The organism is Bacillus sp. 196mf (genome assembly GCF_003217275.1).
GTDB classification, from domain to species: domain Bacteria; phylum Bacillota; class Bacilli; order Bacillales; family Bacillaceae_G; genus Bacillus_A; species Bacillus_A thuringiensis_S.
Genome location: NZ_QJTG01000009.1, coordinates 39,783 through 52,820 on the forward strand (window position 1 = coordinate 39,783; position 13,038 = coordinate 52,820).

Consider the following 13,038-nt stretch of genomic DNA (forward strand, 5'->3'; position numbering starts at 1 on the left):
ACTCTCATTTACTTTTTAAGTCCATCAGTAAATTGTCTCGTAAATAACTGTAACAAACTAATTACACGAGAATATTGCATTCTCGTAGGACCTAAAATAGCAATTGTTCCAAGTTGCTCTTCGCCGATCGAATATGTTGCAGAAATTAAACTGCAATCCTCCATAGCCGTCGAAGTGTTTTCCCTACCAATTTTCACTTGAATCCCGACTTGTTTATGACGCAAAATGTCATAAAATTCGGCTTCATTATCAATCATGGTAAGCAAAGATCTAACCTTTTGAATGTCATGGAACTCTGGCTGCGAAAGCATATTTGCTTTTCCTCCAAAGTATATCTTTTCCGATAACGGAACTTGAAATGTACCATCTAACATTTTTATTGCACTATCGTAATTATGAACATACCCACGTAAAACTGTAACAATTTCCTTAAAGATTTTATTATGAAGTTCTTCCATCGGTACGCCAGATAGCTTTTCATTTAAAACATTAACCATTTTTTCTAAATCTGATAAATCAACAGATTCCGGAACGGTAATCGTTTTACTTTGTACATGCCCTGTATCAGTTACAATAATAGCGACTGCAGTTTGACGATCAAGCGGCACAATTTGTACATTTTTAAGTTTATTTGTACTTAACTTCGGTCCAAGAACAATGGCCGTATAATTCGTAAGTTCTGATAAAATTTGAGCAGATTGCTGTGCAATTTTTTCCGCTTCAAAAATTCTTTCAGCAAATAAATCTTTAATTTGTACAATTTCAGCGTTCGGTAAGTTTTGCGGCGCTAAAAGATGGTCTACATAAAATCGGTAGCCTTTCTCAGAAGGAACACGTCCAGAAGAACTGTGCGTTTTTTCAATAAAACCTAATTCTTCTAAGTCCGCCATTTCATTTCGAATAGTAGCTGAACTAAATGTAATTTCATCTTTTTTAGCCAACGTTCTAGACCCAACAGGCTGCGCTGATCCAATAAAGTCATCAATAATTGTTTGTAAAATTAAGAGCTGACGTTCCGTAAGCATCTCATCATCACCTCTGTTAGCACTCTTTGTCTTTGAGTGCTAAATCTATTAATAACTTACCAAAATTGACATTCAATTGTCAACGGAAACGTCACGAAATAATGAAACTTTTTCACGCCTATGGAACATTTAATTAGTCAATCAAAAATGATTGGAATACTTCATTCCCTAATAATTTTCCTTTTCGCGTTAAACGCACATGTCCATTTTCCTCTTCAAGTAATCCTTGTTCTTGATTGCTTTGTAACTGCTTCGCGAAAACTTGATCCATCTCCACATTAAATTTATTGCGGAATGCTGTTTTAGAAACACCTTTTGTTTTTCGAAGTCCTAAGAACAGTTCTTCTTCCATTCTTTCTTTCTCCGTCACCTTATGAACATCTAAATACGGAAATCCTGTTTCATCAATTTTATTAAAATATTGCTTCAGCGGACCTACATTTTGAATACGTTCCCCATTCACATAACTATGAGCTCCAGCTCCAAAGCCATAATACTCTTCATTATTCCAGTATGTGAGATTATGTCTACTTTTATTGTCACCTTTTGAGAAATTACTAATTTCATACTGGTTATAACCGTGTTTCTCCATTTCATCCATTACCATTTCATACATTTTAGCTTCATGGTCTTCACCCGGAAGACGCAATTTCCCTTTATTCATTAAGTTATAAAACACTGTTTTAGGTTCCACAATTAATGAATATGCCGAGAAATGTTGTACACCAAGCGTAAAAGCAATGTCTAATGTTTCCTTCACATCTTCTATCGTTTGTCCTGGCAAAGCATAAATAATATCTACATTAATATTTTTAAAGCCTACTTCCTGAGCTTCTCGAATTGCTAGGAATGCATCTTCCCTCGTATGCTTGCGCCCGATTTTCTCAAGCAGTTCATCACGGAACGTTTGCACACCAAAACTAATTCGATTCACTCCACCTTCTAGTAGTACATTCAACTTCTCTTTCGGTAGATCTCCTGGATTTGCTTCAAATGTCAATTCACAATTCGGAGCAAACGGACGCAAATGACGATTAATAATCTCGAGTAATTTTTTTGTCTGTTCCATATTTAACGCTGTCGGAGTTCCACCGCCCACAAAAATCGTTTTCATACTATCAAACGGAACTTTTTGAACCGTATTTATTATTTCCTTCTCTAAATAATCTAAATATTGATCAACCGGTTGGCGTTCAATAAACACTTTATTAAAATCACAATAGTGACAAATGTGCTGACAAAACGGAATATGAATATATGCAGCTTGTACCAAATATAACTCCTACCTTTCTAAAAAGAAAACCTCCGCACTCCGGAGGATTCTCTACTTCTCTAACGTATTACGAATTTGTTCCATTCGCATTTTTCCCCAATCATACATCATTTCAACGATCGGTAAAAGTGACATGCCTAGTTCCGTCATATAATACTCAACACGAGGAGGAATTTCGGGATATACTGTTCGATCAACAATCCCATCTTCCATTAACTCTTTTAATTGGTTCGACAAAACTTTATGAGAAATGCTTGGGAATAACCGTTGTAATTCACTAAAACGATGAGGCCCTTCCACACCAAGATGCCACAGTATCACAACTTTCCACTTTCCACTAATAATAGAAAGCGTCAATTCCTTTTCACAATTAAAATTGCCATTTTGTATTTTATCTTGAATATCTTTTCGAATATTTTCGGACATTAACAATCTCCTAACTCTATATGAACTAAAAAGCTCTCTCATTATTGTAAATGAGAGCTGCTCAGATGTCTAAAAAGTAATTATACAGAAAAAAGAAGCCGCACAAACGACTTCTTTTTTATTTCAAATATTAGTTGTCATCCATTTTCAGTACAGCCATGAATGCCTCTTGTGGCACTTCTACAGAACCAACAGACTTCATACGTTTTTTACCTTCTTTTTGCTTATCAAGAAGTTTACGCTTACGAGAAATGTCACCGCCGTAACATTTTGCAAGTACGTTTTTACGCATCGCCTTAATTGTAGAACGTGCTACAACTTTATTTCCGATAGTCGCCTGAATTGGTACTTCGAACTGTTGTCTCGGAATTAATTCTTTTAATTTCTCTACAATTACTTTACCACGGTCATACGCTGAATCACGGTGTACGATAAATGATAAAGCATCCACTTGTTCATTATTTAAAAGAATATCCATTTTCACAAGTTTAGATGGTTTATAACCAATTAACTCGTAGTCAAATGATGCATACCCTTTCGTATTTGATTTCAATTGATCGAAGAAGTCATATACGATTTCTGATAACGGGATTTCATATGTTAATGTAACACGCGTTTCATCTAAATATTGCATATCAATAAACGTTCCACGTTTACCTTGGCAAATTTCCATTACAGCTCCAACATAGTCATTCGGAACCATAATTGAAGCCTTCACAAACGGCTCTTCTACACGATCGATAGACTGTGGATCTGGCATATTAGATGGATTATCAACAATAACATCTTCACCATTTGTTAAATAAACTTTATAAATAACGCTTGGCGCTGTTGTAATTAAGTCAATCTTAAATTCACGTTCAATACGTTCTTGAATGATTTCCATGTGAAGAAGTCCTAAGAATCCACAACGGAAACCAAATCCTAACGCTTGAGATGTTTCTGGTTCAAACTCAAGAGCAGAATCGTTTAACTCTAATTTTTCTAACGCATCACGTAAATCGTTATAACGAGCAGAATCAATTGGATACAGCCCACAGAATACCATCGGGTTTAATTTACGGTAACCTGGTAACGCCTCTGCAGCTGGACGTTTCGCATGTGTAATCGTATCACCAACACGTGTATCACCTACGTTTTTAATAGATGCTGCTAAGAAACCTACATCACCTACTGTTAACTCGTCACGTTGCGTAGTTTTCGGTGTAAATACACCTACTTCTGTTACTTCAAATTCTTTACCCGTTGCCATCATACGTACTTTATCGCCAACTTTTACCGTTCCATTTACAACACGGATATAAGCAATTACACCACGGTACGGATCATATAAAGAGTCGAAAATCATACATTGTAACGGCTCTTCTGAATCACCTGCCGGAGCTGGTACTTTTTCAACAATTTGTTCTAAAATTTCTTCAATACCAATTCCAGCTTTCGCAGAAGCAAGTACCGCTTCTGATGCATCTAAACCAATTACATCTTCTACCTCTTGACGTACACGTTCTGGATCCGCACTTGGTAAGTCGATTTTATTGATAACTGGTAAAATTTCTAAGTTGTTATCGAGCGCTAAGTATACGTTCGCTAACGTTTGAGCTTCAATACCTTGCGCTGCATCTACTACAAGAATCGCGCCTTCACAAGCCGCTAAACTACGAGATACTTCGTACGTAAAGTCGACGTGTCCTGGTGTATCAATTAAATGAAGAATATACTCTTCACCATCTTTTGCTTTATAGTTTAATTGAACTGCGTTTAATTTGATTGTAATACCACGCTCACGCTCTAAATCCATAGAGTCAAGCAACTGAGCTTTCATTTCGCGTTGTGTTAACGCATTTGTTTTCTCTAAAATACGGTCTGCTAACGTTGATTTTCCGTGGTCAATATGAGCAATAATAGAGAAATTACGAATTTTGGACTGTCTTTTTGCTCTTTCTTCTTTGTTCATCTATGTTCTCAACTCCTAATAGTCTCGCCAATATACACTAGCACTGATTATATCAATAGAGCAACAAAGATTCAATGAAAACTCGTGCTGCTTACGATACAAATCATTCTATCTATATCTTATGCGAATAAACCATAAGAGACAAACCCTTTTCAAATTTTAAAACGGTTGTCTTACAAATCAGTAAAACAACCATCTCCCATGCTACTCTTAGCTAAAAATCCCCTTTATTTTCCCAACAACTATATCCGTTCCGAACTTCGTCATTTCATAAGCTACACTTGCTACCGCCATCCCAATTCCTTCTACAACATTAAAACTTCTTAAACGTTCTAATTGTTGTTGTTTTTCTGAAGCTGAAAACGAACTACCCAAAATTTCTGATTCAGCACCTGTACTCTCTGTCCCTGTCATATGAGCTATTTGTTCATACGACAATTGCCGATAACCTTTCATACTTTTCAAACCATGATTAGCAAGTGACACTCCTGCTATCATCATAAGTAAACATAAAGCTACACTACATATACACAAAAGCGCAAAACGACTCAAACTATTATCATCTTTCTCCCTCAATGTGTATACGCTCCCGTATTATCTTGATCAATTTGATGATGCAGCGCTGCATTTAAACCACTCGCTATTACATTCGCCATATCCTCAATAAAAGTATCTACTTCTTTTGGGGTCACCATTAAGTTATGACCAAGAGGCGATAGCACTTCATAAATCAACCTTCTTTTTTCTTCTTCTTCTAACGTACCAACAGCACCTAAAAACATATTTCGGCTCTTTTCATCTGGTATATCTTCTTCTGTTAATTTTTTCTTTTCTCCAAATGAAAATCCCGCTGGTAACAAAGATCTTGAAGGTTTGTTTCCTTCTTTCATCTCTCGACCAAAATGTTTCAAAATAAAATCAATCGTATCACTTGTAATCGAAACGGCATCGACCACAGTCGGAACACCAATTGCGATAACAGGGATACCTAATGTCTCTTTACTTAGTTCCTTACGTTTATTCCCAACCCCTGATCCAGGATGGATTCCAGTATCAGAAATTTGTATCGTGCTATTTACTCGTTCAATAGAACGGGCAGCTAATGCGTCAATCGCAATTACAAAGTCTGGATTTGTCTTCTCAATAATCCCATAAATAACATCGCTCGTTTCGATGCCTGTAATCCCCATTACCCCCGGCCGAATTGCACTAACAGGCCTGAATCCTTCTTCTACACTTTCAGGCTGCAATTGAAACAAATGTCTCGTTACTAATACATTTTCTACAACTATTGGCCCAAGAGCATCCGGTGTTACATTCCAATTCCCAAGGCCTACAATTAAACAGCTCGCTTCTTTGGTAACACCAACCTCTTCTAAGAAATAAGAAAATTCTTTTGCAAAAATACGCTCCACTTTTTGTTGAAGTTCTGTATCTTGCTGACGTATACCTTGTACTTCAAGCGTTAAATAATTTCCAGGTTTTTTACCCATCGCTTCAGAGGCAGCTTCATCAATTGTTACTTTTGTAATTATAGTACCTTCTTCTTCCCTCTCTTTTACAATTACCCCCTGTATCCCTTTTTGTTCTTCTTGGCTTTCTTGCAACATTTGATGAGCTTCTACAGCAAGGTCAGTTCTAACGCTATATTTACTTAAATCCAATGGTTCTTTCATCGTATCTCCTCCGTAATTCATAGTAAATATCGTTAGATTTCCCAAAGTTATATAAGGTCATTCTTTCCTTTACGTGAAATTTCATGGATATACTATTGCAATTCTCTTCACCGTTTGATAGAATATCACTTGTTCTATGTAAGAATCGAGTCATTCGATTGCACCAGGGAGGTGAAAAGTATGGCAAACATCAAATCTGCTATCAAACGCGCTAAACTTAGCGAAGAGCGTCGTGCACATAACGCTTCTATCAAGTCTGACATGCGTTCTGCTGTTAAAACTGTAGAAGCTTTAGTTACTAATAACGATCTTGAAAATGCTAAAGAAGCTTTCAAAACTGCTTCTAAAAAACTTGACAAAGCAGCTCGTAAAGGTCTTATCCACCAAAACGCTGCATCTCGTCAAAAATCTCGCTTAGCGAAACAAGTAAACGCGTAAGGCGTTTAAAAAACGATCCATTTGGATCGTTTTTTTATATACAAAAAAAGTTCATGCACTAGGTACATGAACTTTTTTTGTGTCATCACATATGATTTAATCGCATTAAGAAAAACTCGAGCACAAGTTTCTTATCCATCTTTCCCGTCTTCATACTATAATCAGCTTCTGCTAATTCTATAATCACTTTTTTTAATTCTTCAAAAGAGAAAAATTTCGTTTGATTCATCGCCAATTTTACACGATACGGATGTACACCAATATGAGATGCAATTTGATTTTGCCCATAACCACGTTGCTGTAACTCTTTCACTTGATACAACAAACGGAATTGACTCACTAATAACGCAAGCAATTTAATCGGCTCTTCCTGCTGCGTAAATAATCCATCCAAAATTTGCATTGCACCTGCAATATCTTTTTTCACCACTTTTTCTGTCAAAGCAAATACATTTTGCTCAACTGATTTTGGCACAAGCTCTGCAACAAGTTTCGTCGTAATCTCTCCGCCCATACCAACGTATAACGTTAACTTGTCCATTTCCTTCGCCAACATCGTTACATTACTTCCCACAAGCTCTAGCAACAAACTAACAGCCGCGTTATCAATGTGCACATGCACTTCATCTGCACGAGCAATAATCCACTTCTGAACATCCTGCACTTGCATCGCATTCGCTTCTACTACATCTGCTGTTTTCTTTAATAGTTTTGTAATTTTTTTTCGCTCATCAAGTTTTTCGTAAGGCGCAACAAAAACAAGAATAGAAAATGGAGAAGGTTCACCAATGTATTCTTCTAAAATTTTTATATTTTGCTCTAACTTTTCTTTTTGCGAAGTCAGAAATAGCGGTGATTTTATTAACAGTACTTTCCGTTCTCCAAAGAAAGGAAGCGTACGCGCATCCTCAACCACATCTTCTAAATACGCTTCTTCTAAATCGTATGTCACAACATTAAACTCTCGATCTTCTTCTTCAAGTGCTTCTGTCGTAATAAGCTTTATCGTTTCATTTATAAAAAAAGCTTCCGTTCCATATATTAAATATAACGGAGCAAACTGTTTCTTTTTAATTTTTTTATGTATATCACTCATACTTTTTCCTACTCCCTAACTTGGCAATATATATTTATACTAATGCCCTAGCTTTTGTTTTACAAGTACAAAGGAACAGGCTTTATAACCCGTCCCTTTATTTATATTAAACGCCACGCAATAAGCCCCGGGTTTCTTATTGGTGTGCGGTAATCACCTTCCCTTTATTATTCGCAATAAAAATTTGAGTATAAGTGCCAACTGTTAACATGCTTGGAAACGAAAAACTCACATTACTTCATGATTTACAAGTAACAAAAAAGCTCGTTTTCTCTTCATATGGAAATTGTAGATTTTTTTCTGACAATATTTTATACTAAAGTGGAATGTTGGGGAGGGATTCTAAATGAATGATTTTGAACAAAACGTTCAAAGTAAACGCAATGACGCTATTGATTCAGGGGTAGGATTTATCGTCTCATTTGGTTTTTTCGCAACACTTTTCATCATTGCAACTGTTATTAAATTTATCGGTTCTTAAAGACTGCCACTTCATGGCAGTCTTCTCTTTTTCATCTATTATGTGTTTTATCATATGTGATTTTACTTTTAAAGGTTCCATTTTCCCCTTTAAAAACATAGGAAATAGCACCTTGCTTGTCCGTGCGCCATATCGCACTCCCCATCTTCTCAAAACGCTCTATCACTTCTTTATGCGGGTGTCCATACCTATTCTGCTTACCAACAGATATAATCGCTACACGGGGCTGTATAACGTTCAAAAAAGACTCTATAGATGACGTGTTACTTCCATGATGAGCAACTTTTAAAACATCTACTCGCAAATCTGGATAAGCAGATACTAAAAACTGCTCTCCTTCTTCTTCTAAATCGCCTGTAAATAGCCACGTCAATCCTCCAAATTTTGCCCATATTACAATTGAAGCATTATTTTCACTTTTTTCTTTTCCTTTTGGAGCTAAAACGAAAAATTCAGCTTCATTTACACTCCAACTTTCCCCTTCCCCCACTTCAGTTATTTTCATTTCCTTTTCTAATGCCTGTTTCTTTACTACTTTTTCTAATACTGCATCTTTTCCCTTTCGGCCAAATACAACTTCTTTTACAGGTATATATGATAATAATTCTTGCGCAGCACCTATATGATCTGCATCTCCATGCGTTACGATTAATTTATCAATTGTTTTAATACCTTCTTTTTGTAAATAGGGTATTAAAACATCATTTCCAACAGAAAATTCATGCTTTTTTTGTTGCCACTCTTCCTTATTGACACGAAGCGTTCCACCTGTATCAATAAGATAAACCCCTTTATCATACGGAAGGCGAATTAATATTGCATCACCTTGTCCAACATCAATAAATGTTACACTTCCACTTCCTCTAAAATATGGATATACATAATGACACGTGCTAATAAAAAGAAATATACTCACAACTATACAAACCATTTTTTTCGGCGCTCTCCTTTCCCAAACCATCAATATACTGACAATACTCGCGCAATATACAGCTACAAGATTGAAGAACGTTTTCCCGAAAATAAGCTGGTTAAATGGTAAACTTTCACAATAACTTAGAAAAACATTAGACATACTCAAGCCTATTGATAACACATCCGCAAATCCTTTTGCGAGAAACGGGACAATTGGCATACACAGTAAAATAATAATGCTACATGGTAATACAATGATAGATAAAAACGGAACGTATAAAAGATTGAGGAAAATGCTATATGGAGAAAAATAACCAAAGTGATATAACAAAATCGGAGTACTAACGAGCTGTGAAATGATAGAAATATAAATAGAATTTCGGATTACTCCGTTGCTACTCACTAACAATAACGGAGCAGACAAAAGTAAAGCGAAGCTACCTACAAAAGAAAACTGAAATCCAATATTAAAAACAAGATAAGGGTCATATATAAGCATACATATAGCTGTTACACTTAAAGCATCTAAACTAGATAAACGAATCGAGCACATAAAAGCAATCAACGTCAAAACTCCTGTTATAGAAGCCCTTATAACAGAGGGTGACGCCCCTGCTAAAACCATATACAAAGGAATACAAATGATAAGGCAAATTGTTGCTACCTCCCTCGTCGCACCACTTCTTAGCAAAATAAAATATACTATCACCATTAACAATACAATGTGCGAACCTGAAATTGCTAACAAATGTACAAGACCAAACTGTTGATATTGCTCTTCCACTTCAAACGTCATTTGTTGTCTATCACCAAATAGTAAAGCATTCATAAAAGCACCTGATTGCTCTGGAAACATCTCTGTAACTTTCGAGATTACTTGTTGCCTCAAAAGGAGAATCCGTTGCATGAGCGACAGTGATGTTTTATAGCATTCAGAAATATATGTAGCCTCAAATGTGAAATGAATATGTTGCTTGTATAAATAATCACGGTAATTAAAACCATGAAAATTCCGAGCTGTTTGCGGTTCTTTCCTCTCACCCTCGAATACACATGATATCCCTGCGTATAATTGTTGCATTTTTTCCTTTTCCAAGGCTGATTTTATTCTATAACTTAACTGCACTATATTTTTATTGTGATCTTCAAACTGAAAAGATAGGCGATCTCCATTAACAAGCGGTGTATTTTGTATAACCCCTCTTGTAACTCCATAGGACTCTCCTAGAGACTTATTCCACCCTTGAACATAGGAAGTGTATATAGCGCCACTAAAGCACGCTACAATGCAAAAAAAGAAGGTTTTACGCGAAGTGCGATATAAACAGAAGAAAACATTTAAAAAGAGGCAAAAAACTATCAATAAAAGTGACGAGGAAAAGGCAATTGCAATCCCTATTATAAACGAGATTGCAACATACCCCCATTGTTCCTGCAACTTATACTCACTCCTTATAGCATCATTTTTGCTTTCGTGAATACATGCTGTAATTCTTCCATTGATAAATTATCTTTTTCTAAAGACGCAAATAATTCTTTTAACTCCGTATAACGTTTTTGCTCCTCTAATGCAGCGATATCATATTCTAGCGGAACGTGCTTCACTGTTACATTCGCTTGTTCAAATAATTCTATGGCGTATGGATGATTTTTATAATCCTGCGCATAATAAACCGCTGTAATACCACTTTGAATAATTGCCTTACAACATTGTAAACAAGGGAAATGCGTAACGTAAATTTCTGCTTCCTCTGTTTTCGCACCAAACTTGGCACATTGTAATAAAGCATTCATTTCGGCATGAATTGTCCGAACACAATGATTATCGATTACGTAACAACCATCATCTATACAATGTACGCCACCTTTAATCGAACCATTATATCCACCAGCAATAATTCGTTTATCGCGAACGATTGTCGCTCCTACCGCAAGCCTTGTACATGTACTACGTAACGATAGTAGATGGCTTTGCGTCATAAAATATTGATCCCATGAAATTCGTTCCATATTTTTCACCTACTTTTTTGTCTACTTGTAGTGTAGCGAAAGAAGAAAAACTTCGTCAATCTTTTACGGAATAATAATTTGATCTTTTATCTTTTCAAGAGACTTCGCACCAATCCCATCAATCTCTAATAAATCTTCTATTTTCTGAAACGGACCATGCTCTTCTCGATATTTCAAAATACTTTCTGCCTTTCGAGAGCCAATCCCTGTAATTTTTTCCAATTGCTCTTTCGCTGCTGTATTTATTCGAATCTTGCCATCTTCCTTAGAAGAAGTAAACATCCCTTGTTCTGACTCATTTTTACTCGGTATATAAAGAAGCATTTGATCTTGTACAATTTGTGCTAAATTCACTTTTTTCATATCTACTTCTGATAAAAAACCACCAGCCTTTTGAACCGCATCCTTTACGCGATCTCCTTCCTTCATTTCATATACCCCTTCTTTATTAACCGCTCCTTTCACATCAATTATAATTGTTCTTTTCTGTTCCTTTGTATCCGATATTTTCGGTTTACCCTTTTTTTCTATCTCCTTCTCTTGCACATTCATTGTAATAGGCGTTCGTTCTACACTCTGATTTGTTTTCCAAAAAACAAGAAAAAGTAAAGTTCCAATAATAGCTACTAAACCTAACCACTTTTTCGGAAAATCCCACATCATTTTACACCTCTAATCATAAATTTATAACATCATTCATATTGTTTAGGAGAAAGCTGTTACGAAGGAGGGATGAAACTTTGAACATAGGAATTATAGGGACAGGAAACATGGGGAATATACTAATCGATGCATTTTTAGAAACCCGTGCTGTCAAACCTTCGTGCCTTACAATCATTAATCGGACGCCTGCCAAAGCATATCATATAAAAGAAAAATACCCTTCTGTTCATATAGCAAAAACAATCCCGGAAGTAATCGAACAATCACAACTTATTTTTATTTGCGTTAAGCCCATAGATATATACCCTATCCTAAAAAAATACGCTGAACATTTTTCTGATGAAACGTGCTTAGTTTCTATTACAAGTCCAATATCTCCATCACAATTAGAGACTCTCGTACCGTGCCACGTCGCACGTATCATTCCAAGTATCACAAATCGCGCCCTCTCTGGCGCCTCACTATTTACATTTGGAGATAATTGCTCTGAAGAATGGCAACAAAAACTACTTCGTCTATTCAAAAATATTTCTACACCTCTTGTAATAGAAGAAGATATAACACGTGTTTCATCTGATATAGCAAGTTGCGGTCCTGCTTTCTTTAGTTATTTACTACAATGCTTCATTAACGCTGCTGTAGATAAAACAAATATTACACACGAAGAGGCTACTACTTTAGTAAGTGAAATGGTCGTGGGGATGGGGAAATTACTTGAAAAAGAAATCTTCACATTACCTACCTTACAAGAAAAGGTTTGCGTGAAAGGCGGCGTTACCGGGGAAGGCATTCGGGTTTTAGAAGAACACGTTGGAGATATGTTCCATAAGTTAATCGAGCGAACACATGAAAAATTTGATGAAGATTTAGAATGCGTTGATCAGCAATTCAATAAACACACATAATAAATACGTCATTTTCATTCCAAATCCTTTTTATAAATACTTACTTTTTTACAATACATTTTCACTTCAACTACTATTCCCACACTTTACGCATACGATCTTCAGATTATGCTAGAACTAAAAATACATCTTCTTTATAAAACAAAAGCAACCTTCTCGGTTGCTTTTGTTTTATT

The 13,038-nt window shown here is 36.0% G+C and carries 13 protein-coding genes; 3 read left to right on the forward strand and 10 right to left on the reverse strand.

The window, feature by feature from the left end; all coding sequences use genetic code 11:
* Positions 1–8: 8 nt before the first annotated feature.
* The 6 genes from hrcA to gpr all read right to left on the reverse strand — a co-directional run bounded on the left by hrcA (position 9) and on the right by gpr (position 6,354).
* Positions 9–1,025, reverse strand: a complete 1,017-nt coding sequence (gene hrcA / locus ATL10_RS14745) for a heat-inducible transcriptional repressor HrcA (protein WP_000954942.1) — start codon at positions 1,023–1,025, stop codon at positions 9–11.
* A gap of 133 nt (positions 1,026–1,158) precedes the next feature.
* The gene (hemW, locus tag ATL10_RS14750) at positions 1,159–2,298 is read right to left on the reverse strand and encodes a radical SAM family heme chaperone HemW (protein WP_000249436.1); all 1,140 of its coding nucleotides are present in this window, start codon (positions 2,296–2,298) and stop codon (positions 1,159–1,161) included.
* Positions 2,299–2,349: 51 nt separating this feature from the next.
* Positions 2,350–2,724 (reverse strand): winged helix-turn-helix transcriptional regulator, encoded by a 375-nt coding sequence (locus ATL10_RS14755; RefSeq protein ID WP_001293539.1) that lies wholly within the window; start codon positions 2,722–2,724, stop codon positions 2,350–2,352.
* Between the two features lie 130 nt (positions 2,725–2,854).
* A complete protein-coding gene (lepA, locus tag ATL10_RS14760; protein ID WP_001030948.1) occupies positions 2,855–4,678 on the reverse strand; it encodes an elongation factor 4 in 1,824 nt (607 codons plus the stop codon).
* Between the two features lie 210 nt (positions 4,679–4,888).
* Positions 4,889–5,254, reverse strand: a complete 366-nt coding sequence (locus ATL10_RS14765; RefSeq protein ID WP_001207094.1) for a YqxA family protein — start codon at positions 5,252–5,254, stop codon at positions 4,889–4,891.
* On the reverse strand, positions 5,251–6,354 hold the full coding sequence (gpr, locus tag ATL10_RS14770) for a GPR endopeptidase (protein ID WP_098250893.1): 1,104 nt from the start codon (positions 6,352–6,354) through the stop codon (positions 5,251–5,253). The genes ATL10_RS14765 and gpr overlap by 4 nt, the downstream gene beginning before the upstream one ends.
* Positions 6,355–6,534: 180 nt before the next feature.
* Between gpr and rpsT the strand changes: the two genes are divergently transcribed.
* A complete protein-coding gene (gene rpsT / locus ATL10_RS14775; protein ID WP_001274012.1) occupies positions 6,535–6,792 on the forward strand; it encodes a 30S ribosomal protein S20 in 258 nt (85 codons plus the stop codon).
* 85 nt (positions 6,793–6,877) lie between these two features.
* Here the strand turns inward: rpsT and holA are convergent, their stop codons facing one another.
* Positions 6,878–7,888, reverse strand: coding sequence for a DNA polymerase III subunit delta (holA, locus tag ATL10_RS14780; RefSeq protein ID WP_075719075.1), 1,011 nt, complete (start codon positions 7,886–7,888; stop codon positions 6,878–6,880).
* 346 nt (positions 7,889–8,234) lie between these two features.
* On the opposite strand from holA, the gene ATL10_RS14785 reads away from it, so the two are divergent.
* Complete coding sequence (locus ATL10_RS14785) at positions 8,235–8,369, forward strand: YqzM family protein (protein ID WP_000997609.1); 135 nt, start codon at positions 8,235–8,237, stop codon at positions 8,367–8,369.
* Between the two features lie 31 nt (positions 8,370–8,400).
* On the opposite strand, the gene ATL10_RS14790 is transcribed toward ATL10_RS14785, so the two are convergent.
* From ATL10_RS14790 to ATL10_RS14800, 3 genes are all read right to left on the reverse strand, one after another.
* Positions 8,401–10,722, reverse strand: a complete 2,322-nt coding sequence (locus tag ATL10_RS14790) for a DNA internalization-related competence protein ComEC/Rec2 (RefSeq protein ID WP_090977048.1) — start codon at positions 10,720–10,722, stop codon at positions 8,401–8,403.
* Positions 10,723–10,736: 14 nt separating this feature from the next.
* Positions 10,737–11,294, reverse strand: a complete 558-nt coding sequence (locus ATL10_RS14795; protein WP_000439773.1) for a ComE operon protein 2 — start codon at positions 11,292–11,294, stop codon at positions 10,737–10,739.
* A gap of 63 nt (positions 11,295–11,357) precedes the next feature.
* Positions 11,358–11,957, reverse strand: a complete 600-nt coding sequence (locus tag ATL10_RS14800; protein WP_000989936.1) for a helix-hairpin-helix domain-containing protein — start codon at positions 11,955–11,957, stop codon at positions 11,358–11,360.
* A gap of 77 nt (positions 11,958–12,034) precedes the next feature.
* On the opposite strand from ATL10_RS14800, the gene comER reads away from it, so the two are divergent.
* Complete coding sequence (gene comER / locus ATL10_RS14805; protein WP_001020554.1) at positions 12,035–12,862, forward strand: late competence protein ComER; 828 nt, start codon at positions 12,035–12,037, stop codon at positions 12,860–12,862.
* Positions 12,863–13,038: the final 176 nt, after the last annotated feature.

Coding starts and splice junctions, on each gene's coding strand:
- hrcA (WP_000954942.1), bottom strand. CDS start 1,025: ATGCTTACGGAACGTCAGCTCTTAATTTTACAAACAATTATTGATGAC.
- ATL10_RS14755 (WP_001293539.1), bottom strand. CDS start 2,724: ATGTCCGAAAATATTCGAAAAGATATTCAAGATAAAATACAAAATGGC.
- lepA (WP_001030948.1), bottom strand. CDS start 4,678: ATGAACAAAGAAGAAAGAGCAAAAAGACAGTCCAAAATTCGTAATTTC.
- gpr (WP_098250893.1), bottom strand. CDS start 6,354: ATGAAAGAACCATTGGATTTAAGTAAATATAGCGTTAGAACTGACCTT.
- rpsT (WP_001274012.1), top strand. CDS start 6,535: ATGGCAAACATCAAATCTGCTATCAAACGCGCTAAACTTAGCGAAGAG.
- holA (WP_075719075.1), bottom strand. CDS start 7,888: ATGAGTGATATACATAAAAAAATTAAAAAGAAACAGTTTGCTCCGTTA.
- ATL10_RS14785 (WP_000997609.1), top strand. CDS start 8,235: ATGAATGATTTTGAACAAAACGTTCAAAGTAAACGCAATGACGCTATT.
- ATL10_RS14795 (WP_000439773.1), bottom strand. CDS start 11,294: ATGGAACGAATTTCATGGGATCAATATTTTATGACGCAAAGCCATCTA.
- ATL10_RS14800 (WP_000989936.1), bottom strand. CDS start 11,957: ATGATGTGGGATTTTCCGAAAAAGTGGTTAGGTTTAGTAGCTATTATT.